The sequence below is a fragment of the Luteolibacter yonseiensis genome (assembly GCF_016595465.1).
Taxonomy (GTDB): domain Bacteria; phylum Verrucomicrobiota; class Verrucomicrobiia; order Verrucomicrobiales; family Akkermansiaceae; genus Luteolibacter; species Luteolibacter yonseiensis.
In genome coordinates this window covers 1,066,441-1,092,808 of the sequence record NZ_JAENIK010000012.1, presented here as the reverse complement: position 1 = coordinate 1,092,808, position 26,368 = coordinate 1,066,441, and the positions used below count along the sequence as shown (strand labels likewise).

At 60.0% G+C, this 26,368-nt stretch carries 21 protein-coding genes; 4 read left to right on the top strand and 17 right to left on the bottom strand.

All coding sequences use genetic code 11. The annotated features are described in order from the left end of the window. Nucleotides 1-22: 22 nt before the first annotated feature. The 4 genes from xrtZ to JIN84_RS20255 form a co-directional block, all read right to left on the bottom strand. A complete protein-coding gene (gene xrtZ / locus JIN84_RS20270) occupies nucleotides 23-1,507 on the bottom strand; it encodes an exosortase Z (RefSeq protein WP_200352894.1) in 1,485 nt (494 codons plus the stop codon). Between the two features lie 85 nt (nucleotides 1,508-1,592). Further along, a complete protein-coding gene (locus JIN84_RS20265; protein WP_200352893.1) occupies nucleotides 1,593-2,495 on the bottom strand; it encodes an Npun_F0296 family exosortase-dependent surface protein in 903 nt (300 codons plus the stop codon). 135 nt (nucleotides 2,496-2,630) lie between these two features. Further along, nucleotides 2,631-3,011: an Hpt domain-containing protein gene (locus JIN84_RS20260; RefSeq protein WP_200352892.1), complete on the bottom strand. Its 381-nt coding sequence runs from the start codon at nucleotides 3,009-3,011 to the stop codon at nucleotides 2,631-2,633. Between the two features lie 8 nt (nucleotides 3,012-3,019). Further along, a complete protein-coding gene (locus JIN84_RS20255) occupies nucleotides 3,020-7,549 on the bottom strand; it encodes a response regulator (RefSeq protein WP_200352891.1) in 4,530 nt (1,509 codons plus the stop codon). Between the two features lie 140 nt (nucleotides 7,550-7,689). Here JIN84_RS20255 and JIN84_RS20250 point away from each other — a divergent pair, with 140 nt between their 5' ends. Then, entirely contained in the window at nucleotides 7,690-9,081 is a 1,392-nt protein-coding gene (locus JIN84_RS20250; protein ID WP_200352890.1) for an O-antigen ligase family protein, read from the top strand. Nucleotides 9,082-9,092: 11 nt separating this feature from the next. Continuing rightward, complete coding sequence (locus JIN84_RS20245; RefSeq protein ID WP_200352889.1) at nucleotides 9,093-9,881, top strand: glycosyltransferase family 2 protein; 789 nt, start codon at nucleotides 9,093-9,095, stop codon at nucleotides 9,879-9,881. Between the two features lie 84 nt (nucleotides 9,882-9,965). On the opposite strand, the gene JIN84_RS20240 is transcribed toward JIN84_RS20245, so the two are convergent. The 13 genes from JIN84_RS20240 to JIN84_RS20180 all read right to left on the bottom strand — a co-directional run bounded on the left by JIN84_RS20240 (nucleotide 9,966) and on the right by JIN84_RS20180 (nucleotide 24,742). After that, the gene (locus JIN84_RS20240; RefSeq protein WP_200352888.1) at nucleotides 9,966-11,051 is read right to left on the bottom strand and encodes a polysaccharide biosynthesis/export family protein; all 1,086 of its coding nucleotides are present in this window, start codon (nucleotides 11,049-11,051) and stop codon (nucleotides 9,966-9,968) included. Nucleotide 11,052: 1 nt separating this feature from the next. Further along, nucleotides 11,053-12,090 (bottom strand): polysaccharide biosynthesis/export family protein, encoded by a 1,038-nt coding sequence (locus JIN84_RS20235; protein WP_200352887.1) that lies wholly within the window; start codon nucleotides 12,088-12,090, stop codon nucleotides 11,053-11,055. A gap of 11 nt (nucleotides 12,091-12,101) precedes the next feature. Beyond that, the gene (locus JIN84_RS20230; RefSeq protein WP_200352886.1) at nucleotides 12,102-13,973 is read right to left on the bottom strand and encodes a GumC domain-containing protein; all 1,872 of its coding nucleotides are present in this window, start codon (nucleotides 13,971-13,973) and stop codon (nucleotides 12,102-12,104) included. A gap of 250 nt (nucleotides 13,974-14,223) precedes the next feature. Continuing rightward, nucleotides 14,224-15,357 carry a glycosyltransferase family 4 protein gene (locus tag JIN84_RS20225; RefSeq protein ID WP_200352885.1) on the bottom strand — a complete coding sequence of 378 codons (1,134 nt, stop codon included), beginning with the start codon at nucleotides 15,355-15,357 and terminating at the stop codon, nucleotides 14,224-14,226. After that, the gene (locus tag JIN84_RS20220) at nucleotides 15,354-16,589 is read right to left on the bottom strand and encodes a glycosyltransferase family 4 protein (protein ID WP_200352884.1); all 1,236 of its coding nucleotides are present in this window, start codon (nucleotides 16,587-16,589) and stop codon (nucleotides 15,354-15,356) included. Before JIN84_RS20220 ends, JIN84_RS20225 begins: the two co-directional genes overlap by 4 nt. Before the next feature lie 3 nt (nucleotides 16,590-16,592). After that, a complete protein-coding gene (locus JIN84_RS20215) occupies nucleotides 16,593-17,531 on the bottom strand; it encodes a glycosyltransferase family protein (protein WP_200352883.1) in 939 nt (312 codons plus the stop codon). Next, nucleotides 17,528-18,400: a glycosyltransferase family 2 protein gene (locus tag JIN84_RS20210; protein ID WP_200352882.1), complete on the bottom strand. Its 873-nt coding sequence runs from the start codon at nucleotides 18,398-18,400 to the stop codon at nucleotides 17,528-17,530. Before JIN84_RS20210 ends, JIN84_RS20215 begins: the two co-directional genes overlap by 4 nt. Then, nucleotides 18,397-19,641 (bottom strand): glycosyltransferase family 4 protein, encoded by a 1,245-nt coding sequence (locus JIN84_RS20205; RefSeq protein ID WP_200352881.1) that lies wholly within the window; start codon nucleotides 19,639-19,641, stop codon nucleotides 18,397-18,399. The genes JIN84_RS20210 and JIN84_RS20205 overlap by 4 nt, the downstream gene beginning before the upstream one ends. A gap of 6 nt (nucleotides 19,642-19,647) precedes the next feature. Further along, nucleotides 19,648-20,790 (bottom strand): alkaline phosphatase family protein, encoded by a 1,143-nt coding sequence (locus JIN84_RS20200; protein WP_200352880.1) that lies wholly within the window; start codon nucleotides 20,788-20,790, stop codon nucleotides 19,648-19,650. Nucleotides 20,791-20,792: 2 nt separating this feature from the next. Then, on the bottom strand, nucleotides 20,793-21,161 hold the full coding sequence (locus tag JIN84_RS20195) for a response regulator (protein WP_200352879.1): 369 nt from the start codon (nucleotides 21,159-21,161) through the stop codon (nucleotides 20,793-20,795). Further along, nucleotides 21,158-22,876 (bottom strand): SpoIIE family protein phosphatase, encoded by a 1,719-nt coding sequence (locus tag JIN84_RS20190; RefSeq protein WP_200352878.1) that lies wholly within the window; start codon nucleotides 22,874-22,876, stop codon nucleotides 21,158-21,160. Before JIN84_RS20190 ends, JIN84_RS20195 begins: the two co-directional genes overlap by 4 nt. Beyond that, nucleotides 22,873-24,018 (bottom strand): hypothetical protein, encoded by a 1,146-nt coding sequence (locus JIN84_RS20185; protein WP_234043585.1) that lies wholly within the window; start codon nucleotides 24,016-24,018, stop codon nucleotides 22,873-22,875. Before JIN84_RS20185 ends, JIN84_RS20190 begins: the two co-directional genes overlap by 4 nt. A gap of 7 nt (nucleotides 24,019-24,025) precedes the next feature. Next, nucleotides 24,026-24,742 carry a sugar transferase gene (locus JIN84_RS20180; protein WP_200352876.1) on the bottom strand — a complete coding sequence of 239 codons (717 nt, stop codon included), beginning with the start codon at nucleotides 24,740-24,742 and terminating at the stop codon, nucleotides 24,026-24,028. A gap of 191 nt (nucleotides 24,743-24,933) precedes the next feature. Here JIN84_RS20180 and JIN84_RS20175 point away from each other — a divergent pair, with 191 nt between their 5' ends. Both JIN84_RS20175 and JIN84_RS20170 read left to right on the top strand, forming a co-directional pair. After that, nucleotides 24,934-25,251 (top strand): STAS domain-containing protein, encoded by a 318-nt coding sequence (locus JIN84_RS20175; protein ID WP_200352875.1) that lies wholly within the window; start codon nucleotides 24,934-24,936, stop codon nucleotides 25,249-25,251. Between the two features lie 183 nt (nucleotides 25,252-25,434). Beyond that, nucleotides 25,435-26,364 carry a hypothetical protein gene (locus JIN84_RS20170; protein ID WP_200352874.1) on the top strand — a complete coding sequence of 310 codons (930 nt, stop codon included), beginning with the start codon at nucleotides 25,435-25,437 and terminating at the stop codon, nucleotides 26,362-26,364. Nucleotides 26,365-26,368: the final 4 nt, after the last annotated feature.

Below are 26,368 nucleotides of genomic sequence, written 5' to 3'. Positions count from 1 at the left end.
GACGGCTATCTGGAGACCTGTCCTATTTGCTGGCGGTCGCTTTCGAAGTATCGCCGGGGAGCAGTTTCTCCTCACGGATCATTTCGTAGAGACGGGAAGAGATTTTCCCGGCTTCCTCGGAGAATTCCTTCGCGCTCATCGAGGACTGGTCCGTGATCAGAATGAGATGAACACCGGCTGAAGTGCCAGGCCCCAGCGTGGAGATGACGTATTCCTGGTGGCTTTGGATCAACTTGCCGTTCTGGAGGTAATATTCCTTCATCCAGTGGTTCTTTCCGTCGTCGAAGACGTCTGCGACATCCTTGGAGCGGGTGAGTTCGACACCGCGGTATTTGAGACAGATTTCCAGCTTGTGATGCCGTTCCGTGCCTACCGAGTCATACCAAAGCAGGCCGATCTTGTCGTTCTGTCCGGGAAGGGTGACCATCTGGCCTCCAGGCACTTCTGAAAGTGACGCGCTCGTGGGTGGAACCCAGTTTTCCTTTTTCCCCGCGAGAATGGTGGATGAAAGGAATGGGAGCAGGAAAAGCACCGCGGTTGCGAACATCATGGCCTTCTCCGGGCGATTCCAGGAATTCGTCGAAGGGTGGGCCGTCGTGTCATTTTCGTGTGTGCCGAATTTCGTCCAAACTGCGTAACCGAGAATCGCCCATACGACCCACTCCACCCACTCCGCTCCCGGAATCAGGTAAACCATGCGATGGGAAGAGAGGGTGACCAGTGCGCCGACCGGGCTGAACAGCCATTTCGGATCACACACCAGAGGACATACCAGAACCCAGGGCAGCCAGAATGATTCCATCCCTGCGAAGGCGATGGCTCCCGCGGCCACGACCCAAAGGGCGAAGCTCGCGAGCCTCGCCGGCGACAGACGTTCCGGCATGTGACAGTTGGACAGACCCAGGATCACCGCGATCGTCAAAGCGGCACCTTGCGAGCCGTCCGCGTGCGGTGCGAGCAGCGCGATCACCGCCGCCACGTGAAGAAGTTCAAAGACGCGGGAGGAAAACGAGCGCGTGCTTTTCGGCATCGCCAGCAACGCGAAGGGCACAAGCAGGGCCAGGCCGAAGAAATAATGCAATTGCGGACTCTCGATGGCGGGGTAAAACACTTCCCGATAGCCGATGATCATGAAAATCCGCAGGACGTTCGCAATCGCCGCAGCGGGGATCATCATGAAAATCCGCACCCAGTAGCGTTTGCCCATCGGTTCCCGGCGGTTCATCCAGACGGCAACCGCAAGCAGGAGGACGAGCAGATTCAGACCGGCGCAATCTCCCGACCATGGCACGTCGAGACGTCCGACGGTGATGGTATCACCATGATCGGTCGCCTGCCCACCGAAGAGATCGATCAACCACAGGACCACCGGTCGGGAAAGCTGGGAAAATCCATCTTTCGCTACCGAAAACCTGGACAGGAGCACCACGACCAGGATGGGAAGTATCCAGCGGAATTTCTCCCAGATAGGAGGAGCGGACGGTGTTGTGGGATCGTTCGAGGCCATATGATGAGATTTTACAAGGAAAGGCCACCGCTTCAATTTGAAACGGCGACCTTTTGGTTGATTCTTGGGGTGACCCGGTCAGGGCTCAGGCTGCCGTCTTGCGGCGGAGTCCCTTGAGGGCGATGACGGATGCGAAGGCGGCGATGATGGTGATCGGCGGTGCCGGTGCGGCTGGTGCGGATGGAGCGAAGTCGAGCGTCGATTTCGCACCGTTCGGGCCAGTCAGATCGAGAACGAGCTTGTCGCCATTGAGGGTCGCATTGTCGATTGTCGAAACCGTTTGCTCTCCATCGGTGGATTCCAGGAAGAGAAGGGGAGTGCCTGGAAGTCCGCCGTCTTGGCCGGGATTCCAGCCGTTCGCACGGACGGTGTAGTTGTCAGCTTCGAAACCGGAACCATGACCGTTGGTGAAAACGATGGTGTCCCACGAGGTGTTGGCATCTCCGATGAAGTTGATGAAGCCGTATGGCTCATGACCGTTGCCACCGACGTTGTCACCGCTCTGGATCGGGTTGCCGTAGTAGGAATCCGGCAGCAGGTCCATCAGGTTCGCAGTGGTGAAATCCGCGACCAGGACGCCGTTGTTGTAGAACTTCATGTCGTTCGATGCGTCACCTGCGGACCAGTAGAGGCCGAAATAGGAAGTGGCTTGGTTCAGCTTGAGGGTCGTCACGCCGATTTGGCCGATGCCTTCGACAGCGTATGGAGTGCCGTTCGGAGAGCTGGCGCTTGGCGCGCCGCCATACACGTTCGGGTTGATCACGTTGAGCTTGTCGAAGGTGCCAACGCCTTCCCACACGACATTTTCCCTCACTCCGAGAAGGTTGTCGAAGGTTTGGACGCTGGTGCCGCTGAGGCTGGAGTTGAAAGCTCCGACTCCCTCGGAGGTGCTGACGATCATGCTGTAGGTGGGAGCTACGGAAGCCGCGTTGACTTGGGCGGCTGCCATCAGAGCGGTGAGCAGGCAGGTGGCGGTATTGATTTTCATGTTAGGGGGATGGTGGGAGGTTTGATTCGTGAGGGATTGTTGAGCCTGTGCGGCTCGGACTTGAGAGAACCATAAGTTTTTTTTTCACCGATACCAGATATTTGCTGTACGCGATGATGTAGGGTGGCTTGGGATTCAAGGAGCGAAGTCGGGGACGGTTTTTTCCCATCCCAACAGCGCGTTGAGGGAGTTGTTCCACGTTGTAAGGAGCTCGTCATGAATGGGATCCGCTTGTGATTTGTCGGGCAAGGGACCATTTTCGAGGCCGCCGAGGAGGTTGTTAAGGACGACACAGCCAAAATAGGAGAGCATGCCCCGGCAGGAATGGCAGGCCGCGGAACACGTTTTGGAGTCGCCTGATGCGATGGCCCCGTGAATTACCGTGAAGTAGTTGGGCACCTCTCTCCTGACGTCGCCCAACAGTTCGGAGTATTCGTCATAACCGAGCATGACGAACGTGTCCAACTGGCTTACGTCCAATAATGAGTCTGAGGATGTGGTGGGTTCTGAATCCATGGTTTGTGTCAGTCTTGTTGATGAATCGTGGTGGCTACGGTGGTGAGCATGTCACGCAAGCGGTCCAGTGTGATGGGCTTCGCCAGATAATCATCCATGCCGGCGGCGCTGGCGGCATCCCGGTCTTCTTGGAAGACGTTCGCGGTGAGGGCCACGAGGTGCGGACGTTTCTGAAGGGGAATGAGACGGATGCTCCTGCTGGCTTGAAGTCCGTCCATGACGGGCATCTGCAGGTCGAGCAGGATGACGTCGTACTCCCTTGCCGTGGCGGCGTCGACCGCCTGGCTGCCGTCTGAAACGATGTCCGCTTCGATTCCGAGGCGTTTCAAGAGCAGGCGGATGACCTTCTGGTTGTTCAGGTTGTCCTCCGCTACGAGCACCTTGAGATCGGAGAGGCGTTGGGAGTCCGAACCATTGACCGTCTGGGCACTGTGGTTTGATTCCGGAACACCGCCGGGAAACTGGCGGGAGATCATGTCGTGAAGCGACGACGGCCAGATAGGCTTGGAGCCGACGACATCATAGAGGGCGCGGATGTCGGAAGGACAGTTGCTTTCGGAACTGAGCAGGATGAAGCGCGTGTTCCTGGCTTGGGGAAGTGTGCGGAGGTAGCGGGTGAGATCCACGCCGTCCATCTCAGGCATGTGCTGGTCCGTGATGACCAGATCGTAGGGTCCTGACAGATTCCATGTCTGGATCGCCTCGGAACCTCCCTCCGCGGAATGGCAGGCGAGTCCCCAGTTGGCCAAGGTCTCTTCCAGAATGCGTCGGTTGATCGGATTGTCATCCACGATGAGGATGCGCGGGATCTTGCCCACAGGGAATTCCGGAGCCGGTGGGGCGGAACCGGTGTCCGGCGCGGCGGATTCAAGCAAAAGTGAGGCGACAAAGGTGGAACCGCGTCCGCTGAGACTGTCCACGGTGATGTCGCCCCCCATTTGTTCCGCGAGACGCTTGCTGATGGCCAGACCGAGTCCCGAACCTCCGAAACGACGGGTGGTGGTGGAGTCTTCCTGGGTGAAGGGGCGGAAAAGGCGGGTGAGGGCTTCCGGCGAGATACCGATACCGGAGTCCCGGACCTCAAACGTCAGCATCCACCGTCCGTCAGGCATCAGGGTGCCGTCCACCGTGAGACTGACAAAACCGTGCGCGGTGAATTTGACGGCGTTGCCAAGGAGGTTCACGAGGATCTGGCGGATCCGGGCGCGGTCGCCCGTCAACCGGTGTGGAACCGACGGCTCGATGCGGGCGATCAGTTCGATTTCCTTTCCGGCGACACCCACCCTCACCACATCAAACGCTTCCCGGCAGACCTCGGGCAGCACGAAAGGGGAGTTGTCCAGATCGATGTGACCGTTCTCGATCCGGGAGTAGTCAAGGATGTCATTGATCAGTTCGAGCAGGAAGTTGCCGGAGTTCAGGATGGTTCCGGTAAAGTCCTTTTGCTGGGCGTTCAGCGAGGTGGTTTCCAACAATGATGCCATACCGATGACCGCGTTCAGAGGAGTGCGTATTTCGTGGCTCATCGTGGCCAGGAAAGTGCCTTTTGCAAGATTCGCCTTGTCGGCGGCGATAGCCGCGTTGCGCGCCTCGTCACGTGCGAGCACCAGGGCGTCCGACTCGTTTTGGGCGACCTGGCGCAGTCCGATGTTCGCCGCCGCGGACCGCAGTAGGGAGATTTCCCAATCTTCCCAGACCCGTTCTTCGTTGCATGCCTCCAGACCGAGGAATCCCCACAGTTTTTCCGCCACCATGATCGGGACGACAATGATGGAAATGATTTTCCTGGCTTCCAACCCCGGGCGTTCCCCTTCGGGGAAGGTGCTGACAAGGCCATGGATTTCCCTGCCCGCGCCCAGCTCACGATACCAGCGGTCATATGGGGATTTTTCGAAAGGCCGGTCCACCAGTGCCGGGCCGGAGTTTTCCGGCAATCCCGGGGCGCTCCATGAGGCGATCTCGCTGACATGAAGAAGATCGCTGCCGGAAAACGGGTGGCATTTCATCAGGCGGCAGTTGTCGACATTCGCCGCCGTGCCCAACGCTTTCAAAATCGTGCTCCAGACCGAGGATCCGATCCGTTCGGAAAGCAGGGTGGTGCTGATGGAAGACACGGCCTCCAGCAGGTGGCTGGTTCGGCGTGTGTGGGTGATGTCCCGCTGGATGGCCATGAAGCCTGTGAGAATCCCCTTGCTGTCCACCAGCGGCTGGCACTCGATATGGACGATGTAGGCGCGGCCGGACTTGTGGTAGTTGAGTATCTCGGTTTCAAACCCCTTTCCCGCCTTCACGCACTCGCTCATGTAGGCCTTCGCGGGGGGATTTTCATCGGCATGTTGCAGAAAAGCGCCGGGGATTTTTCCAATCACCTCGTCGCGGGTATAGCCGCTGATTTTGGTGAAACCTTCGTTCACCCACTCGATATGTCCGGTGGCATCGGTGATGACCACCGCGTTGTCCGTGCGTTTGGCGACGAGTGCCAGGCGTTTGGCCTCTGCACGGCTTCGGAGGAGGTCGCGCTCGGCTTCCTTGGCTGAAGATAGATCGACGATCGCGAGAATGGAGCCGTCATTCCGCCGGGCGTCGTCCAGCGGTGCCTGATATACCTGCACCGGAACGGGATTCCCCTCGAAACAGTTGAGCATCGCTTCAAACGCGCCGCCGGAGGTGGGGGAGAGGGTCGCGTTTTCGACCAATGAAGCGAGGGGAACTCCTTCCAGCGGCCTTGGTCCGCTGCGGACGAGACGGGCGAAGGCCGGATTCGCATAAGAGACGACGCCGTCCGCGGTGATGACCGCGAGGCCGTTCGGGACCGAGTTCATCACCTGCTGGGCGAACCGGCGTTGCCTGTCGATTTCCAGTCGGGAACGTTGTCGATCGTCGATATTGAGGATCGTGCCCACCAGCCGCAGCGGATCGTCAGGGTGGCTCTGGACCACACGGCCGCGCAGCATGAACCACAGCCAGCGGCCCGTCGTATCCTTGAACCGGACTTCCGCCTCCGATGATTCCCTTTCACGGGCCAGATCGAAAAGCTGCCTGCGATCCTCAGGATGGGTGTGGCGCCAGAGGGTCCGGAGCGGGAGGCTTGAGCCGCTCAGGCCCAAGGTGGAGGAAATGCGTTCGCCGACGTTGAGCTGGAAACTTTTCGGGAAGTATTCCCAAGTGTCGAATTCGGCCGCGGTCATGGCATCGGACAAGCGTTCGGACAAACTTTCCACACGCCGGGCCGTCTCGATGGAAATCAGATGGAAGGCGAAAAGCACGACGAGCAGGGCGGCGACCGACAATGTCACCCCCATGGCGGCGATCCGCCGGCCCGCCATGGGCTGGAGCCACAGCGATGCGTCATAGTCCACGTTCAGGAGAGCCACCGGTCTTCCTCGGGCATCGAAGATGGGGGCCACCGCGGTGAACCAGACTCCCCACGCATCCTTGTAAGGGCCGATGAAAATCGACCGTCCCTTGAAGGCTGGATCCCACTTCGACACATCTCCCTCCACCACTTGTCCGGGAGGGGAGAAGTCCGCCGAGTTGCCGGGGTCGGCCGCGTCCACCAGGAAAACCGTTTTTCCATTCCGTTTGCCGATGATGTAGGTGAAGCGGTTCTGCGGCAGCGCTTCGCGGACCTCCAGCAGGGTGGACCGCATGGCGGCATAGTCCTTGGTTTGGATTTCATCCTTGGTTCCCTTCAGGCTTTGGATTCGTACGGGATCGATATGGTTCGCGCCCAGCCGCAAGGCGCTGAGCAGCGTCGAGGTTTGTTCGTTGCTGACCTGGTTTCCCAGCCAGTGGGCAAGCCATGCGCCGTTGACCGCGGTGAACGCGGCGGCCAGGAGGATCGCGGTGGTGCTGATCCGCCTGCGGCGGAGCATGCTTCGGGACAGTTGGCGGCGGTTGTCCTGGTAGATGATCCGCCAGAGGGTGACGCACAAGGCGATGCTGCAAATCGTCCCCGCCGCCAGGGCGGAAAGCACCATGATCCGGTCATTGGAAAAATGCCGTCCCTCGATGTCGAACGTGGTTTGCACGGCATCCGGGATCATGGCGACAGCGGCCACGGCGGAGAGCAGGACCGCCGCCACCCACGGCGGGAGGATCCGTTTGGATTGTGAAAGCTTGTTTCCACTTGTGGCGGATTTCCATCCTCCGGCGAAGCTGACGGCAATGAGGGGGACGACGACCAGGAGGGACGGGGGGCCTTTCGCTCCGACGATGAACAGGTGTGCGAACATCGCGATCATCGCGGCGAACTTCGCGACAAAAACCGATGTTTTCTGGCCGACCAGGGGCGAAAGGGTGAAACCAAGAAGCGCCGTGGCGTAGACGGTGCCGAGCAGCGTGTCGGCAAGGGTCACCCAGTCTCCCGGGGCGAACGCAAAGGCCAGGATGGGCAGCCAGAGTTTCAGGCCCAAGGTGGCCAGTGCCACGGCGAACAGTGGCCAACGCGTGGGAAGGCGGTCTTTTTGGAAGTGAAAGAGGCTTCCCAAGGCTGAAATCAGCAAAAAGAGTCCGGTAAGGAAAATCGGGTAATCCATGGGAAAGAGCGTGTCTCCTAGTTAAGGGAACTTAGATGATCGCCGCCACGTTAAGCAAGTGCGGCCGCTGGATAAATCAAAATACCTACCATATCAGCTCGCCAGCCGCCACCACAACTGTTGGAATTTCCCACAGGAATATGGATGTCTTGAAGACGATCATCAAGGTGTTGGTAATCGCCTTCGTTTATCTCGGGCTGGGCCCCCTGTTGGGTATGTATCTCAACGGCAAGGACTTTGCCAGAAGGGTCACCCTTGGTTTCATGGCATGGTGGCTGGTTCGCCCGCCATCGGACTTCACGCTGATGTTGTATTCCATCGACAGCTACCGGGGACATGCCAGAGGATTTGAGTTCAATTTCATCGAAGCGATCGGCATCGGTCTGGCATTGGGAGCGCTGCTTGAAAAACGCAAGGATTTCACGTTCCTGCCGCCAGCCATGTGGGCTTGGGGGCTCTGGGTGGCGGTGTGCATGATGTCGATTCCCAACGCGATGAATCCCCTGTATGCGGCGATGCCGGCCTTCAAGTTCGCGAAGATGGCGTTCGTTTTCCTCGGTGTGTTCGCGGCCATTCATGACGAACGTGACGTCAAGGCCGTGATGAGGGGCTTTGCCATCGCCCTCATTCTTCAAATGCTGGTGTGCCTGTGGAACCGTTACGTCCTCGGAGGATTCCGGGTGATGGGCTGGTTCGAGCACCAGAATCCGATGTCCATGTGGTCCTACATGCTGGCGTTCCCCATCCTCGGCCTGGCCATTTCGAAGGAGACCTCCATGCGTGACGTGGTGCTCTGTTTTTGTGCGTTCGCCTCGGCCGGACTGGTGGTGGTGTTGTCCGTGTCGCGTGCCTCGTTGGCCGCGTTCGCGATCGGTTCGGTGATCGTGATGCTCGGCTCGTTCGTGCAGGGAATCACGGGACGGAGGGTGACGCTCAGTATCATTGGCGCGCTCGGGGGGATGGTGGTGATGGCGATCGCCGCGGACACCTTCATGGCGCGGATGGGAGTGGACAGCTCGCCGCAGAACGACCTCCGCTGGGCCCTCAACGAACAGTCCGCGGCGCTGCTCCGGGACCGGCCGCTGGTGGGAGTCGGCTGGAACAACTTCGGCCTGGCGAACAGCCGGCCGCTCGGCGTGAAATATTCGGAGATTCTCGAGCAATGGGAGCGTGAACGGGGGCGCTCGATCTATACGAAAAATTTCATGAGGAATCCGCTTACCGAAAGCCTTTACTGGCTCCTTCTCGCGGAAACCGGCCTGCTGGGTTTCTCCGCTTTCATGATATTCATCCTGGTGACCCTGTGGCACGGACTACGGGCCACGATTTGTTTCTGGAGGACCCCGCTCGGGCTGTTCTTCTTCGGCATGCTGGTGGCGCTCACGATCACCTATTTCCACGGACAGGTCGAACGGGTGCTGACCCAAACGAAAAATCTCACCACCTGGATCATGTTCTGTGGCATTCTTTCCCGCGCCGAATGGTGGCGGAGACGCGAAAAAGCCAGAGCGAAGGCATTGCAGAACAGTTAGTCAATTTTCCCATGAGCGAGAACCACACGGCAACGGTTGACATCCTGATCCGGTTTAAAAACTCCGCGGCAACGCTTCCACGGGTGATTGAACATCTTGAAAACCAGACGTATCCACCCACCAACATCATCGGAGTCGACACAGGTTCCACCGATGGTTCGGCGGAAATCATCCGCCGGGCGGGAGGAACGGTGGTTTCCTGGGATGCGCCATACAGTCACCCCAAGGTCCTGAATTTCGGCCTCGGGTACTGCCGTTCGGAGCTGGTTGTCGTCCTCAGCTCGCACACGGTCCTGCTGTCGCCGGATACGATTGAAAGGATGGTCGCGGTGATGGCCAATCCGGCCATGGCCTGTGTGAGCGCCAAATGGGATGACGATCCTTACTACAGCGATGCGATTTCGTGGGACGAGATGCGGGCGAAGGGGCTGAAGGTTGGATCCATCTATTCCAACAGCATGGGAATGCTGCGTCACTCCTTCTGGCAGGCGACCCCGTTTGACGAGACGATGGAGGGATCCGAAGATTATGCGTGGGCCATCAGCCAACTGCGCCTGGGTCACCTGTGCGGAAGAATGGATTTCCCTTTCGACTATCTCCGTTCCAGCAACGACCGGCATCACGAGCTTGCCCGCAGCGCGTTTCTGATCGCCCGCAGGAATGGACTGCGTCCCGCCTGGCTAGGCGCGCGCTGCACGTTCCAGAACCTCATCAAGGCAGTTCTTTCAGGTGACAAGGAGGCCCGTTCACTCCACGGCGAACGGCTGCGGGCGTGGTGGGATGTGCGCCGGGGAAGGTGATCCGGAACGGACGCGGAGCGGTTCAAACCGTGATGTATCGTTTTCGGAGCGGCATTCCTGAATCCGGTCACCGCATCATGCCGGTCACGGTTGTGGCGGCTGCGTCAGGGGAAGGGTGATGGCCGGGTTCCGGTCGCTGCCGACAGCGCGGGCACCTTCTCCTGCGGTGATTGTGCGCGCGGCGTCGGAGAAGATGAGCTTCACCGTGGTTTCCAACAGGCCGAGAGGCCGTTTCGGAATCCATACGGTGTCGCCCGGCTGGAGCAGGACATCGGTCTCCTTACCGGTGAGAATGGCCCTGAGGTTCACGATCGACGCGCTGGGATTGTCCAGCGTGCCGCGCACGATGACGACCTGGTCCAGATAGGCGTCACGGGCCGGTCCCTTGCCTTGGGCGATACAATCCACCAAGGTGAGCGAGTCCATGTAGCCGACCGCCTGTGGTGCGGCCACGGCACCGAGCAACAGAACGGTGGAGCCCGTGGCGGATGGCAGATAGATGTAGTCGTTGTGCCGGAGATAGATGTTCTGCGAGGTGTCGCCCTCACGAACGAGTTTGTCGAAGTTGACCGGCAGGATGTCACCGTCCCGGATGACCACGCTGTTCGACAAGTCCGCCAGCTCCTGGGTCGTGCCGGTGAGTCGGGCGGTGAAGAGTCCGCCGGAACCGGAAATGGCCTCCAGCAATGTTGTGGGCTGGCGGAGCGGATAAAGGCCCGGCTTGAAAACGCGGCCGAGAATCCAGTAGCGCCGTGAACGGACCTCCACGAGACTGACGTTCACAACCGGATTGGTGTAGTCCTTCTTGAGCGCCTCGCGGAGTTTTTCGGCGAACTGCGTCTGGGTCAGACCTTCGGCGCGGACGCCTCCGGCGAGGTTGTAGTAAACCATGCCGTCCGGCATGACGAAGGTGCGGGCGAGAGTGCCCGTGACTTCCGCGATCTCGATTTCCAACACATCACTGGGGCCCAGAAGATAGGGTTCATCCGGCGGGATCAGCAGTTTTGGATCGACCGTGCGCTTCACCTTCACGTTGGTGAACTGCAGGTTTCTGACCGTCTTGTCCTGCGCGCGGGCATCAAACTGGGATTTCGGAATGGTCTGCGTGCAGGAAGCTCCCATAAGGAGCGTCCATGCGAGAACGAGCAGAGGCGTGAGGAGACGGGCCATTCTAATTTTTGATGATCGGGTCCACGTTGAGATCGACCCAGTTGGTCGTAGCACTCGATACGAACGCGGCGAAAGCGAGTTTCATGATGTCCTCCGCCGTGGCCCACGGGCGGTCGGCGACATAGACGATGTCCTTGGGCTGCAGCTTGAAGTCGGGAATCTTCGCCGCGAGAATGTCCTTCACACTGACGACGAAGGTCTGTGGTTGGCTGAAACTGCCCCTGACGACCAGAACCCTGTCCGTCCAGGCCCGGTCGGTGAAGCCACTGCGGCGGGAGACGGCGGATACCACGGAGGCGTCCGCGGTGAGCCCCTGGACGCCGGGGTTTCCAACGGCCCCCAGCACGTAATAGCTGTTGGAAATGGTGGAGGCGAGGTAGATGAAGTCGTTCGGCTCGATCTCCACGTTCTGGCTCATGTCCCCATCCCTGAGCAACTGCTTGAAATTGATCTTCAACTGCTGGCCGTTCCTCGAAACGAACGAGCGGTCCAGGTCCGCGAGTTCCACGGTGTTTTGCTCGTACAGTCCGGTTTCGATGCCGCCGGCGTTCGCGATGGCTTCCACCAGGGTGATCGGGCGTTCCAAGGTGACGATCCCCCGGTCGAGGACCTTGCCCATGATGGTGAAGCGCTTGGAGGCGATTTCCTGCGGGGTGATGATCACCCGGGGAGAGCGGAAGTTCGATGTGAGTCCCTGCTCGATGGCGAGGCGGGCTTCGTCGATGGTGAGGCCGGCGACCTTGATGTTCTGTGCCTGCAGGAAGCTGATCGTGCCATCCGGTGCGATCCGGAAGCCAGGGCGATCCAGTTCCGGACGGCCGAAAAGCGCGAAATTGATCACATCTCCCGGCCCGAGTTCGTAGCGGGTCCGCCATGAAATGGGAGAGAGTTTCGCCATGTTTCCGGGAGCGTTGCCTTTCCCTGCGGGTGCCTCGGGAGCGGAAGGGGGAGCGGAGGGCTCGGGCGATCCCGTATCTCCTCCCATCGTCACGCCCAAGGACATGAGATGGAGCAGGGCGACTGAAAACACGCGTTTCATGACGGAAGGATTCACGAGAAACGTTTGGCGAGAAGAAGGGAAACGGCGTCGCCGGACTGGCGGATCTTGCCTTTCGGGCGTTCGATCCATGCGAGGGTTCCTTCGCACGGAGGCAGATAGGCTTCGGTGATCGGACGTTGCTTGGTTGCAACGGCGAGCGAGTCTTTTTGTCCCTCGACCACGGCGATCCAGTGCCTGACTTGGGAAAGAAGAACGCGCTCCTCTCCGTGGGGCAGCGAGGCGGCCCGTACCAGATTTGGCAGCGATTCCCGGGTGGGATGGTCGGCGAGCCGGGACCACTCAATGTCCGCGGATGCGGCGTTGCCGTCCCAAAGCGTGTCAGGCGTGAGATCCAGAATCCTGGCGGGTTTGCCGGTGTCTTTTTGAATTTCGGATGCCAGCAATGTCCAGAGCCGCCGCTCATCCTCGGGATTCAGCGCCGCGGTCCAGAACAGCAGGGGATCGTGTTCATGCAGGCGGGGAGCCAGGTGGGTGATCCAGAACTGTTCGACCGCTTCCCGGGCATCTTCTTCAGGAGAGGTGGGAAGGCTGGCGATGAGCGGAGCCCGTGTGGCCGCGCAGCATTCGATGATCGACCGGCGGGGGGTGCGGTGGGTGATCAGGAGCGTGATGAAAACGACGAGTCCGGCACCGAAGACGCCGCCCGCGCCACCCATCATGAGCGGCAGCTTGACGAGCGACGATTGCAGGATGGACCGGGGGTCGGGCGCTTGGAAAACCTGCCAATATCCAGGTGCGCCGGTGGCGAAGATTTCCGCTTCCTTCAGGCGGTTGCTCATCAGCGAGAGTCCTTCGATGTGGGCGTCACGTTTTTTCTCAAGCGCGCTGTAGCCGCTGGTGATCGAGGGAAATTCGCTCAGTCGCTTGGCGGTGGCCGCCCGCAGTTTTTCCAATGACACGACCCTGTTCTTCGATTCGAGCAGTTCGTTCTTGAGCCCGATGATGGTGAGGTAGATCTGGTTTCCCAAAGGGGTACCGGTGTAGGAGCCGAGATCTCCCTTGGCGCTTTCGCTGAGCAGCTTGATCTGGCTTTCCAGATATTCGATACTCTGGAGCTTGGCCTGCACGAGCGGGTTGGCATCCGTGTAGGTGGCGCGCAGGGCGGCGAGTTCGTCCTTGGAAATCTTGAGCTGATACTCGATCGGGCTTTGATGGCGGATCTGTTCGTTGAGATTGGCCAGCTGGCTTTCCTTGGAGCCGGCCAGGGTCCGGGCGTTTTCGAGTTCGAGTTCGATCTGCGAGAGTTTGCCGAATTCCGCCGCCACTTGCGAATTTCCACCCAAGAAATTGTTCTCCCGCGCATATTCCAAGAGGTTCAGGGTCGCGACCTCGATTTGTTTTTCAAGCGCCCTCACCTCTTTCTGAAGAATGGCGCGGACTTCAAGCGCCTCCGCCTGTTGCAGCCGCTTCGTGTAGGCATTGATCTCCTCCGCCCATATTCCGCTGAACGTCAGCGCGTCGCGGGGGCTGAACGGGGAGTGATAGGTGATGTAGAAAATATCGGTACCCTCCAACTGGCTGGTTTCGATGTGTTCTTTCGCCATTCCCGGAACGAGGCCGTTGCGCGCGCGGATCACCGCGAGATCCAGAGGTTCGTTCGCGTGGAGGGTGGCCAGCAGGGTGGCGTCGTTGAGATCGACGGGGCGGAACGCCTGGCCGTTTTCAGAACTCTGCACGGTCTGCGGCACGCGGCGTTTGATCAGGGAAACCGAGATCGTGTAGGTGGGGTGTGTCAGCTTGATTCCGGCAAACACTCCGAGAATTCCGAAGATCAACACCCCGGCCATCACCCAATGCCATCGGGAGAACGCTCCGGCGATAAGCCTGAAGGGATCTAGTGGAAGCGGGAAACGGAAACGCATGACTGGGGGAGCCGGAGAGCGGTCCGGGCCGAGTGGGTCGTTGGCCGGGCCTTTCTGTCCGAACGGGGAGTCTTCGGAATAAAAATGGTCGCTCTTATTGTGGATGAGCCAATGATGAACGGCCATGTCGGCTTTTTGCAAGCCTGAATGAGATCCCCGGCGGATTTCCACCTGATTTTTTGTTAGGAAATCCGTGGAACACGACCGCCGCGGGGAGGATGCGGTGGCGGGGCGTGTCGGCTCGCGTGAATCACGGCATCAGGGAAAAAACGGTCTTGGAGAAATCACGGCTGAACGAGGTCAGAGACATGGTCTCGCGGACCCTGGCCACGAGCGACGGCGGAGGGGAGGATTTTCCGTTGGCGATGAAGCGGTTGATGGCGGCGGTCAGCGCGCTGGTGCTGTTCGGTTCGAAGCGGCGATCCGCCGGCAGCAGGTCCTTCATTCCATCACGGTCGCTTCCCAGGACCGTGGTGCCGGAGGACAGGGCCTCAAGCATGACGAGGGGCAGTCCTTCGTAGCGGGAGGGAATGGCCAAGGCGTCCAGCGCCTGATACAGCCGTGCCGGATCACACCACGGCAGGACGGTTCCATCGACGCCGCGCTGCCGGAGCATGGTTTTCAATTCCTCCCGATCCGGACCATCCCCCGCGAAGACGAGATGGCAGGTCCGGACGAGCGATGCGTCCGCCGAGACGGCTTCGACGAGAAGGTGCTGCTGCTTCTGGCGGAATTCGATCCGCCCGATGACTCCGATGCGGGTCTTGTCTGGTGGCAGTCCGAGTTCGTCACAGGCGGCCGATGCGTCACCCGGGTGGAAGCGCGTGGTATCGACTCCGTTATAAACGATATGGATCGGGACGGTGGCTCCCTGAGCTTTCAGAAGCCTGGCCATTTCATCGGTGATGGTGATGAACGAATCGGGAAGCTTGAATACATGGGAACAGAAAAAATCCCTCAGCGCCCCGAGCTTCGCACCCATTTCCGCATTCGAGTGGGGCACGGGGATGTAGCTCGCGCATCTGATTCCCGCCCGGCGTGCGGCAAGCAGGGAGAGCGACGAATGTTCGATGTTTCCCTGGATGGCGACCACCAGCGAGGGATTGATCTCCCGGAATCTGGCCGCCAGTTTCGTGACACGCGAGGGCTGGAGCCGGTTGCGCAGCGCCTCAAGCTTGGAGGACTGCCAATCGACCTTTTCCAAAACAAGCTGCGGATGCCGGGCGGTCAGGGCCGTGACCTTTTCGCAGAGCTTTTCATTTGCCGAACTGGCGAGGAAACGGACGTGATGGGGAGAATCCGCCAATACCGCCTCGAGGCCGAGAAGGCTCATCACCTCATGGCCGCCGAAAACAGGACTGTCGTCATAGAAGAGGATGCTCATGCGTTGCGGGCCTTGAGAAGCAATGCCTCGATCTGGCGGGTGATGGGGGCGATGTCCAGCCGGTTGCGTACTTCCTCCAGACCGGTGGTGGAAATGGATGCGCGGAGTTCGGGCGACGCTCCGAGTTCGGCGAGGCTGGTCGCGTAAAGGTCGGGATTCGCCGCTTCGGCGACGAGGCAGTTGACGCCGTGGCGCGCCAATTCGACCTGTCCGCCATCCAGCGAAGTGATGACAGGAAGCCCGGATGCCATGGCTTCGAGCGGAGTGATGGCGAAGGGCTCTCCCCAGTTCGAGGTGAAGAGCAGTGCGTCGTATTGCGAGTAAAGCCCGCGCATCTCGGAGGCCAGGGCCGTGCGCCGGTGGATGTGGTCCGTCAAACCCAGCTTGCGGATTTCCTCGTCGATTTCCGCCAGATAAGGGGCGTCACCGTTGCCGAAAATGTCCAGCGTGAGGAAAGTCATCCCGGCGCGGTGGGCTGCCGCTACCGCACGAATGGCGGTAAGGGGATCCTTGTCCGCGGAGAGCCTGCCAACCCACAGAAGCTTTTCAAAACGCGAGTGGTCGGTCTTTACGGTGAACACCGAGGTTTCCGTCGCGGTATGGATCACTTCCGCATGAGCCACTGGCCATCCCTTCGCCGCGGTGAGATCCCGCAGGAAAGCGCTGCAGAACGAGATGTTTTCAAAACGCAGGGTGCTTGTGGGGGCGGTGGGGGCCGCGAGATCGAGACGTTTTCTGATCCCCAGCGCGGTGAGGATGCCGCGCAGGAATGTCCGCGAGAACGTGCCAGGCGTGTTCCACCAACCGAGCCAGACATCGGCCGCAAGGCTGCGGGCGATCCAATGGTCGGAAACGAAAAAAGTCACGGGAATGGCCGATGCCCTCAGCGTGTGGAGGATGGATTTGGAGATCCCGCCGAGGTTCCACACATAGACCACGTCCGGGCGGAATGCCGCAATTTCCTCGCGCACCGCCCGGTGGTTCGGTGCTTCGATCTCCTTGAACAGCCGGTGGATCGGCAACCAGGGATGGCCGAAAAAACCATGGATTTTCAGGCGTCTCGAAACGTGCGGCTGGGCGAACTCCGGGCGGTTCGCGATCCGGTGGTCCGAGGTGAGCACCCGCAGTTCGTGACCGGTTTTCGTCAGTTGCTCCACCACATCCCGGCAGATGATTTCGTAGCCGCCGATTTCGTGGGGCGGGTAGAGGTTGGAGATGACGAGGATTTTCATGGGTTATTTTCTCCGGATCACATTGCCGACCAGCGTGCGGAAATTTTTGTAAACCGCTTCGGCATTCGCGATGAGATGGACGGCGGGAGTGGACGAGCGCTTGAAGGACCAAGGCACCGGGGGCGTTGCCTTGCCTTCCTTTTCCAGCCAATCCAGCAACTCCATGACGTGGGGGTGACAGTAGAGGAACTGCTTGCGCCAGCGCTTCCACGGCTTCGGGTTGGCTCCGAAGTGGGCGACGTGGGCCTTGGGGTCGCGGTTGAGCTGCAGTTCCCCGACCGGCGGGGAGAGCTCGGAAAAGGCAAGCAGCGAGCTGAACACCGACTCGTCCGTCATGAAGTAGGCGGGCGAGCTGTTGTCCACCACTCCCGCGTGGCGCGGGGGGATCACCTTGGCGATCTGGCTTTTCCACTGGCGGATGAAATCGAGATGCCGGCGGTGCAGCACGAAGGTGTTCGTGACGCAGGTCGTATCCACCCGTGCGTTCGCCAGCTGGCCGACATCCTCCTGCCATTTTTTTGATACGGATGCGGGCAGGCCGCCGCGCGCCTCGCCGGATGCGTAGTGGTTCCGCCAGACCCACGCGTTTTCCCAAGGCTCGCGGAGGCGGATCTGGAATTCACCGTTTTTCGGGATCAGCATTTCGCTGATGTCGCCGATGACCATGCAATCGGAATCCAGCCATGCGATGTACTCCGTATTGCCGGTGAAGAGCGCTTCGGATTTCCGGTTGGCGACATTGCGTTTGTCTCCATCGTCGAGGGTGAGCACCTTGACCTGTGGAAACTGGGTGAAGAGCCTGATGTCTTCCTCCGTGAACCCGATCTGCAGGATGTGAACGGGGATGCCCGGCACATTTTTCGCGGCGCTGGCGGCCAGGAGAAACGCTCCCCAGAGGAAATTGCGGTCGCAGGCTGAGACGATGGTGACTTCTGAATTCATGATTGGGATCGTTGGAAAACTTGGCGGCCCGCGCGGTTGCCGTCACGGCGCCCCAGCCGCTGGGCGAGGCGGACGGCCGTCGCGAAGGGGAGTCCGCCGAGCCGGTGGTTTTTCAGGCACCACTTCGCATCACGCAGGGAATCCGCGAGCCAGCCGAGAACCAGATTCTTCTCCGGCGGCGCGGTTCCGGCGGCGGACATGGCCTTCGCGTCTCCGAAGAGGCGCTTGTAGGACTGGCTCACCGTGTAGTTGTGCGAGTGCGTCACCACGGAATCGATGGCATACGGAATGGAAAAACCGGCGGCGGCGAGGCGGCGTGTCCATTCATCGTCTTCCGCGTATTGCAGGTCCTCTCGGAAGGGGTGCTCGTCGAGCACCGAGCGATGGGTGATGGAACTGACCATACTGAAAAAGTGATCCCAGTTTTTCGACTCCCGCTCCGGTCCGAAGCAGCGGTCGTAGTCATGGGCGAAGACCGCCTTGCAATCCGGACGGGGGATCTGGCGGGAGAACCCGGCGCCAAACTTCGGATCCGCCAGGCAGGGTTGGATGAGGGAGGTCAGCCAGTTTTTTCCGACCGGCGTGGCGTCCGCGTTCAGGTAGACGATCCAGTCATGTTTCGCCTCGCGCGCGCCTTGGTTGAGAACGACGCCGGGCACGTAGGTCCCGAGGGGAATCTGGATCAGTTTCGCGCGTCCGGTTTCCTTGATGATCCCGATGGAACCGTCGCTCGACCCGGAATCGATGACGATCAGCTCGATCTCCCCGTCAAAGTCCTGCGCGAACAGCTCGCGGATCGTGTCGCCGATGGCCCATGCCTCGTTGAAGCTGCGCATGACGACGGAGATTGCTTGGGGAAATGGCCTCATCTGTGGCGGCTTTCTGCGAATTGGTAGATCTCTTCGAGCCGTTCGTTGACGGCTTTCCAGGTGTATTGCCCGGTCATCTTCGAGTATCCGGCGGTGGCGAGCGCGCGGCCCAGTCCCGGCTCCATCGCGATCCGCCGGAGCGCGGCGGTCAGGGCTGCGGCATCGCCCGGAGGAAAATGGAGACCGTCCTTCTCATGGGACACCAGCATCTGCAACCCGCCCACATTCGAGGCGATGACCGGCAATCCCGCGGCCCACGCTTCCAGCACGACGATGCCGAAGGGTTCGTGCCGGGACGGAAGAACGAAGGCATCCAGTGCGGCGAGCAGGTTCTGGTGGAGTTCGGATTCCGCCACGACGGACGGGTGGAGGGTCACCAGTTGTTCCAAACCACTCTCACGGATGAGGCTGACGATCTCCTCGCGATATGCGGGAGCGGTGACCGGCCCGCCCAACAGGAGGCGGAAGGATTGATCCGGATTTCCGCTGACAAGGTTCGCAAACGACTCGACGAGGAGAAGTTGGTTTTTCTGGGGATCAATGCGGCTCAGGCATCCGAACGCGATCACATCCTCCGGCCAGCCGAGCAGCGCGCGGCCTTTCGCACGGTCACCGTGGGCGAAGGCCTCCGCCGTGACGCCGTTCGGCAGGTGGTGGACGCGGTCGTGATTGAGCGCGGCTTTTGCCTTTTCATACTCCGAGTACCCCACGCAGAGCACCGCGTCCGCGTCTTCCAGCAGGTGGCGCGAGCGGAAGATGGCTCCGAAGGGCTTGCCCCATTCGAAGTGGCCTTCCTGTGCTTCGACAATGGAAGCCGCCTCCGCCTTCGGGACATCGAAGATGTTTCCGTGAAGCGTCGCGACGAAAGGCTTCTTGCGATATCTCGCGGCGGTCAGTACGGCACCTCCCATGCGCTTGAGCACGTGCGCATGATAGATCCGCACGTCCTTGGCGGCCAGCAGGTGGAAAAACAGATCCAGCGAAAGCAGGTTGCCGCCTTTCTTGTCCAGCGCATGGACATCCGCTTCGGACAGGCCGAGGAATGGATAGCAGTAGCGATAACGGCGGATGGGAATATCCCGCCATACTTCGCGAGGCAGGGGGGCCAGGGCGCGGGAGGTGTGGATCTCCGGCTGGAATCCGAGTTTCTGCTGCTCTTTGCAGAGATTGTAAATGACGCTCTCGGTTCCGCCCCATTCATCGATGGCGAAACGTCGGGGGACATGGAGGATGCGGGACATGGTCGTTCAGGCTTCCGAGGCGGCTTTCATGACAGGAAATATGCCGGGTAGGGAGCGGACAGGCAGGGTGTCCGCGTTCGACATCCAGGCGGCGGCGCTGTCGGGATGCTCCGGCGCGTAGCCGTGCATCGCCGTGACCTTGCGCTGGTTGAGGAACGACGGCACGAACAGCGAGCCGGACGGCAGCAGGTAGAAAAGCTCGCCGTATTTCCGGTCCGGGAAAAGGCAGCCGTATCCGGCGAGGCGTTCGTCGGTGAGGATCTCGCCATCCGGCTGGGCCGCCAGCCAGGCGGTCGCGGTCGTGCGGCTGGTCTCATCGGAAAACCAGAAGCGTGCCATCGTCGAATCCCAGACGGCGATGTAGTCCCGTCCGTATTTCAAGCCGAGCTTGTTCCAGCGCGGCAGGAGGTCCGAGCACACGTGCACATCCGCCATGCCATGGTCGCTGAACAGGTGGATCCTGACATCCCGGTAATGTCGTGAGGCGAGGTCGGCGAGGGATTGGAGGTTCTTTTCAAACTGGTCGAACGCGGCATCCACCTCCGGGTGGTCGACGCCGTACTTGTGCATCACCGCATCAAGTTTCGCGGTGAAGAGATAGATCAGCTCGACCTGTCCCTTTTCGATTTCCGCCCGGGCGTGGGCGATGTTTTCCGGGTCCGACAAGCGCCAGTCGGATCGCACCCATGGTTTGCCGGATTTCTGCCAATGCTCGAAAATCGTGGTTTGTCCGCCGGTGATCCCGCCGGGTTCGTAGATGTCCTTCTTCTCGGAATAGTCGAGATAGGGGAGCTTGGAAAACGGCACGCTGTAGAGCTGGAAATAACCGGTGTATCCCTGCCTGCGCGCGATGAATTTCGAAACCTTGTTCCGCACGCGGTGATGGCCCGCGACGATTTCCGGCAGGATGCCGAAAGGGCGGAGATTGGAGAAGGGCGATTCCGAAGGAGCCTTGATGAAAAACGAGAAGTGCCCGTGATCGCTCGGCACGGCACCTGTGAGGATCGTCGGATCACACGTGGATGAGTAACCCAGCAGGGTTTCGCATTTGTTGCGGACGGGAAGGAGGTTTTCCGCGAAGCGTCGGCGAGATGCGATGGCCCATCCCAGTGCATCTGCGAAGATGAAGATGTCGATCCGCTGCTTCATCCTTATTTTTCCCCGGTGAGCTGGTTGATGAGCTGGATCAGTTGCAGGGGCGAAAAGGGTTTTCCAAAGACCTCGCGCGCGCCGTCCTTGCGGAGGTTGTCCACGACCTCGGGCGTCGCCCGGCCGGTGACGAACACCACCGGGACATCCTCACAACCGGGAATCGCATGGAGCTGGCTCATCACTTCGGGGCCCCGGATGTCTGGCAGTTCGAAGTCGAGAATGACGAGGTCCGGCCGCTGGTGGCGGGCGCTTTCCAGCACTCCCGCACCGGTATTGAAGAAACTTCCGTGGAGGCCGTTCCTGCGGAAGTGGATCTGATAGAGCTTGGAGATGACAAAGTCATCCTCTGCGACAATGATTCGTTTCATGTGAAAATATCTAAGGTGACCAAGGTACAGTCGTCTTCGAGATTCGTTCCATACTCGTTCCGGATGCGCTCGCGCAAGCGCGTCCAGAGTTCGGCCGGCGTCGCATCGCGGTTCTGGTCCATGTGGTCCATGAACGAGTGCCAGCCGGAGTCCTCGTCGCGGCGGTCCCATTCGTAACAACCGTCGGTCACGAACAGCAGGCGTTCGCCACCCTTGAGCTTGACGACATCGCTGGTGTAGGCGACCTGGGAGATCACACCGAGAGGGGGACCGGAGGGTTGGAAAAAGGTCCGCGAACCGTTCTGCTGGTAGAAAAATGTGGGACAGTGGCCAGCGCTCGCATGGTCGATCACCCTGCCGTCCGCGCTCACCCGGGCGATCGCACAGGTGATGAACATGCTCAGGCTGCCCAACTGGTTGCAGAGTGTCTTGTTGATTCTTTCCAGCATCATCGCGGAGGTGGGGATGTGCAGGGAAAGACTGAAGGCCGTCCGGAAAATACTGGCGAGCAAAGCTGCCGAGACGCCCTTGCCCATCACGTCGATCATGGCGATGACGAGGTTTCCATCCGGATCGGTTTCAGCGATGGCGTAGTCACCGGCGATGGTGAGCGAGCTTTCCTGGAAGATCGACACACTCCAGCGGTTCGAGACGGGAGCGGTGAGGATGGGAAGCAGGCCCTTTTGGATTTCCACGGCGATTTCCAATTCGCGAAGGTCACGCTGGGACTCGTCACGGATGTTCGACAGGTGGGCGTTCGCACAGGCGATGCCGCAGAGATCGGCGAGGGTGCGGAGGGTGCCGAGCGGATTGCGTTCCTCGTTGCTCATCGATGACTTGCGCAAGGCGATGAGCGCGCCGAAGTGGATGTCGCCCGCGACGATGGGAAAGACGCAGCCTCCGCCGACCTCGCGCATCGTTCCGAAGTCCAGGTTCTGCCGGACGAGGTCGTCATGGTTCTCCCATACGGTTTCGCGCGTGAGATTTCCCAAGGTCCTCAAGGTGAGGTTCGCATCATTCTGATCGAGGAACCAGGTGGCGTTCACCAGCACCTGGTGGATGGTTTCGGGCAGGGTGGGTACGCCGAGGAAGAAGATCCTGTCCAGCGGATGCAGCGAAAGGAACTCCTCGAGGGACGTGCCGATGAAGTCGCTGAGGTTCCCGCTCTCGATCAGGTTTTCCGTCAGGCGGTGGAAAACGGAGAGGCTTTCATAACAGGAGGACAGCTCTTCGAGAACGCTGTCGATCTCCGGACTTCCCGGAAGCGGCAGGCCCTGACCGGGATAGCGCTTCATGATTTCGAGGCGGAAGCCCCGAGGACCGTGCCACGAATGGACCTCGTCCGCGAAAGTGGAAATGATGTAAAGACCTCTGCCCGATTCGGAAGTGGGGTCGTCCGGGAGGCTTGGCGCGTCCAGCCGTCCCTGCGGCGGACCGCTCCCCGGATCCTGCGCGGCAAGGACGATGGAGTTCTGGGTGATGCTCCACTCGATGACCACGCTGTTCGAGCGGTCGCTCTGCGCGCCGTGGAAAATGGCGTTGAAGACCAGTTCGCTGAAGACGAGCTTCCATTGGGTGATCTCGTTTTCAGGCAGTTCTCCATCCGAAATCGAATCAATGAACCGGTTCCGAAGAGGACCGACCAGCGCGGGGTCCGCCGGGATGGTGTAGCGCAGGACTCCGGTGGGCGGAGTGAGGGGTTCTTGCAAACTCATGAGGAGGGGTGGAGTTTTGAAGGTTGGAGCTTGCGGACAAACTCGACGGTGGGGGGAAGGTGGGTTTCCTGGGGAAGGGACGCCTGGTAAACGGCGTGGACAGCCTCCTCGGCATCGGATGGGCTATGGCAGCCCTGGCTGTCCGCATAGGAAAAGACACCGATGGGCGCATGGCGGATGATGTTCTGCCATTCATGATCCAGGCTCTCCAATTGTTCCCTGGTTCGTGGAAGCAGGCCATAAAGCGGAAGCCGTCCTTTCCACACCAGTGGCAGCCACGCGACGCGGTTCGCGAGTCCTTCCGTGGGATCGCCGGGCAGGACTGTTCCGTCGAAGGCGGTGAATGTTTTCCCCCGGGAATCCGCGCCGCCGAGGCGGAGATACAGGAATAGCGCGTGAAGACGGTCCTTCCACGGCACGATGAGGGAGTTTTTTTCCAGGCTGGATACCAGGTGGGGTTCGATTTCATCGATCCGTGCCCGGTGGGTGAGGTTGAAAAGCACGCCGCTCTCGAGCAGACAGTTGGAGAGCGCGGTCATCGGCCCGAGGAACGAGTGGGCGGAAAGGTGCGAATTCGAAATCTTGTTCGAACCGGAGATCACCGAGCCTTGTCCGATCACCGCGTTGGGGCCGATCTCACAGTCGGGACCGATCAGGACGTGGTCGCCGATGAAATAGGGCGGGATCAACCTTGCCTCCGGGTGGATGCGGCAGGAGAAGCCGATGCTCAGCAGGTGGTAGTCCGGCTCACCCGCCATCCGGGCCAGCCAGGCCTTTTCGATGCCGCTCGCACGGTCGATCAACTCCCATCCGTTCGTCGGCGGTGGGGGAGAAGGTTCGCCGGGCAGCCAGTCGGCATGGATGGCGGTTTCCGGTGCGTCGGAGATCTTCCCAACAGCGGTGAACTCGGTCTTGATGGGCCAGAGTTCGGAATCCTCGAGGACGTGGCGGATGGCCGCCGGACGATCCGCGGCGAAGATCCGCACGGTGGTCGCGCCCTGGTTCACCGCGAAATCCAGCCAATGGTGCAGCAGGCATTGGTCGCCCATCATCCACAGTGCGAACGGCAGCGGGGAATGTCTCACGGTGTCCAGCCCGCTCCAGTCCGGCAGCACGAGATCCAATGTTTCTTCAGACATCATCGATGGGTTAGTAGGCGCCTTTTCCAAACAGCACGGCAGGCAGGGTCTTCAACAGGATGGAGATGTCGTAAAACGCGCTGGACGACCGGATGTATTCCAAATCCAACCTGACCTGGCCCTCGAAGTCGATCTCCGAGCGGCCGCCGATCTGCCACAGGCAGGTGATGCCGGGCTTCACCCTCAGGCGGCGGAGGTGCGAGGCCTTGTAGGTCGCCACTTCCCGAGGCAGCGGCGGCCTTGGTCCCACGAGGGACATGTCCCCCCGGAGAACGTTGTAGAACTGGGGAAATTCGTCGATGGAGAGCTTGCGGATCCATTTGCCCACCTTGGTGATGCGCGGATCGTTTTTCATTTTGAACGTCACACCCGTCTGACCGTGCTGGTTCTGTTCGAGCAGGTTGTCCTTGATCTTGTCCGCGTTGACCACCATGGAGCGGAACTTCCACATTCCGAACAATTTGCCACCGGCTCCCACCCGGTTCTGGCGGAAAAAGATCGGCCCGCCGTCCTCGATCCGGATCAGCAGGGCTGTCGCGGCGATGATCGGTGAAAAAGCCATCAGCGCGCCGATCGAGCCGACGACATCGATCCCGCGCTTCATAACGCGGGCCAGCAGAATGGTGAAGCGCCACACCGCCATTTTCCGGCGGGCGTTCCTGCTCCATTTTTCGATTTTTCCTTGTTGCCCGGCCTGGCTCCAATATTCCTCCGGTGCGATGCTCATCTTGTGGATTTGTGAACTATTTGGTTGTCTTAGGGAAGCAAACAATGCACTTATCTATGAGTAATTTCTAACCGAGAATTGGAATTTTCGAAAAAACAAGGCTCGAATGCCCGTCTCAGATGGGTTGCCGGGGGCGGACCCGGGCAGAGAGAGTTTCAGAAGGCGAGGAGTTCACAAAAATCTACCACTCAATGATTGTTCAATCTAGCAAGCAGGATGACGGCACGATGTTAATGACTGTCCTGGTGGACAGCTTGGATCGCCTGAACATGCCGGAGTTCAAGGCGGAGGCGGCGAAGGTCATCTCCCAGTCCGACGGACGGTTGGAGGTTGATTGCTCCACGCTTGGCTTCATCGACAGTTCCGGTCTCGGGGCCTTTCTCTACGCCCACAATCTGCTGGGCGAGGGGAGGCAGCCGATGAGACTGACTGGAGTGGGCTCCGAGGTTCTGACAATATTGGAGCTGATGCAGGTCCACCGGCTTTTCGAACTGGAACCCAAACGCTAGATGCTGGAGATGGAGAATTCCGAACGTTATTTCGAAGGAAGCCATCCCGGGTTGAAACAGCGGTTAGAAGAGCACTTTTCAAGAACTTCGGAATCTTTCGCAAGCCGTGGTATCTCCGGAGCCTTGGTTCTGGGCGGCGGTTACGGAAGAGGCGAGGGGGGGGTCATGGAATCCCCGGGCGGCGTGGAATTCTCCAACGACCTGGACTACTTCCTGTTCAATGATGCTCCCGATGATGCCGCGCTGCTCGCATGGTGCCGGGAAATCGAAAAAACGGAATCCGCCCTGCTCGGAATCGACGTGGAGATCAAAACCCTGCGCGCGGAATCCATCGGTGACCCCAGCCGGTCCATGATGTTCGCGGATCTGGTCGCTGGTCATGTGGTGGTGGCGGGGAATGCCGGCTTTCTTCAGAAGATGCGCGACAGTCTCGACTTCTCCCGCATCGAACCGGAGGAAGCCACCCGCCTGCTGTGGAACCGGGGCAGCGGAATGTTTTTCTCCCGCTGCCGGATGGGCGAGGGCGGCGACAAGAAATTCGTCATCCGGAACCATGCGAAACTCAAGCTGGCCTTGGGCGACGCCTGGCTGTGCCTGCATGGCGCCTATACCTCGAAATGCCGTGAACGGGGCGAGCGCCTGGCCAAGACGGAACTTCCCGCGAATCTGGCGGCAATCCGCGCCTGGCACCGCGAAGGGGTGGATTTCAAGTTCAAGCCCTTCGCAGATGGCATGACTTGGGAGGAACTGGATTCGGAATCCGGAAAATTGATCGAAGCATGGGGGGTGGTCTATCTGGCTGCGGAGACGAAACGCTTGAAAAGAAACTTTTCCGGGTTTTCCGAGTATCTCGCTGTATCCCGGCTGCTGCCCGGCGGCCATCTGAAAAATCTCGTTCTGGCACTGCGGGACCGGCTCCGGCGAGGAGCCAGCCTCAAGCCGCTGGGTGATTATCCACGTGCCGCGCTCATGCGCGCCCTGCCATGTCTCCTCGGCCTCACCAGCGGTGGCGAGGCGGAGGCAGCACGTTTCCTGCCGAAGCCCGAAGGGGATCCATCACGGTTCCGCGCTTGGGAACCGGTTTATTCGAAGTGGTGGACCTATTACGCATGATTCC

Bases quoted from the DNA above. Each gene is read 5' to 3' on its own strand.
- JIN84_RS20215 (WP_200352883.1), bottom strand. From the start codon at position 17,531: ATGAATTCAGAAGTCACCATCGTCTCAGCCTGCGACCGCAATTTCCTC.
- JIN84_RS20200 (WP_200352880.1), bottom strand. From the start codon at position 20,790: ATGAAGCAGCGGATCGACATCTTCATCTTCGCAGATGCACTGGGATGG.
- JIN84_RS20235 (WP_200352887.1), bottom strand. From the start codon at position 12,090: ATGAAACGCGTGTTTTCAGTCGCCCTGCTCCATCTCATGTCCTTGGGC.
- JIN84_RS20245 (WP_200352889.1), top strand. From the start codon at position 9,093: ATGAGCGAGAACCACACGGCAACGGTTGACATCCTGATCCGGTTTAAA.
- JIN84_RS20240 (WP_200352888.1), bottom strand. From the start codon at position 11,051: ATGGCCCGTCTCCTCACGCCTCTGCTCGTTCTCGCATGGACGCTCCTT.
- JIN84_RS20225 (WP_200352885.1), bottom strand. From the start codon at position 15,357: ATGAGCATCCTCTTCTATGACGACAGTCCTGTTTTCGGCGGCCATGAG.
- JIN84_RS20195 (WP_200352879.1), bottom strand. From the start codon at position 21,161: ATGAAACGAATCATTGTCGCAGAGGATGACTTTGTCATCTCCAAGCTC.
- JIN84_RS20230 (WP_200352886.1), bottom strand. From the start codon at position 13,973: ATGCGTTTCCGTTTCCCGCTTCCACTAGATCCCTTCAGGCTTATCGCC.
- xrtZ (WP_200352894.1), bottom strand. From the start codon at position 1,507: ATGGCCTCGAACGATCCCACAACACCGTCCGCTCCTCCTATCTGGGAG.
- JIN84_RS20265 (WP_200352893.1), bottom strand. From the start codon at position 2,495: ATGAAAATCAATACCGCCACCTGCCTGCTCACCGCTCTGATGGCAGCC.
- JIN84_RS20185 (WP_234043585.1), bottom strand. From the start codon at position 24,018: ATGATGTCTGAAGAAACATTGGATCTCGTGCTGCCGGACTGGAGCGGG.
- JIN84_RS20205 (WP_200352881.1), bottom strand. From the start codon at position 19,641: ATGTCCCGCATCCTCCATGTCCCCCGACGTTTCGCCATCGATGAATGG.
- JIN84_RS20255 (WP_200352891.1), bottom strand. From the start codon at position 7,549: ATGGATTACCCGATTTTCCTTACCGGACTCTTTTTGCTGATTTCAGCC.
- JIN84_RS20210 (WP_200352882.1), bottom strand. From the start codon at position 18,400: ATGAGGCCATTTCCCCAAGCAATCTCCGTCGTCATGCGCAGCTTCAAC.
- JIN84_RS20250 (WP_200352890.1), top strand. From the start codon at position 7,690: ATGGATGTCTTGAAGACGATCATCAAGGTGTTGGTAATCGCCTTCGTT.
- JIN84_RS20260 (WP_200352892.1), bottom strand. From the start codon at position 3,011: ATGGATTCAGAACCCACCACATCCTCAGACTCATTATTGGACGTAAGC.
- JIN84_RS20220 (WP_200352884.1), bottom strand. From the start codon at position 16,589: ATGAAAATCCTCGTCATCTCCAACCTCTACCCGCCCCACGAAATCGGC.
- JIN84_RS20180 (WP_200352876.1), bottom strand. From the start codon at position 24,742: ATGAGCATCGCACCGGAGGAATATTGGAGCCAGGCCGGGCAACAAGGA.
- JIN84_RS20175 (WP_200352875.1), top strand. From the start codon at position 24,934: ATGATTGTTCAATCTAGCAAGCAGGATGACGGCACGATGTTAATGACT.
- JIN84_RS20190 (WP_200352878.1), bottom strand. From the start codon at position 22,876: ATGAGTTTGCAAGAACCCCTCACTCCGCCCACCGGAGTCCTGCGCTAC.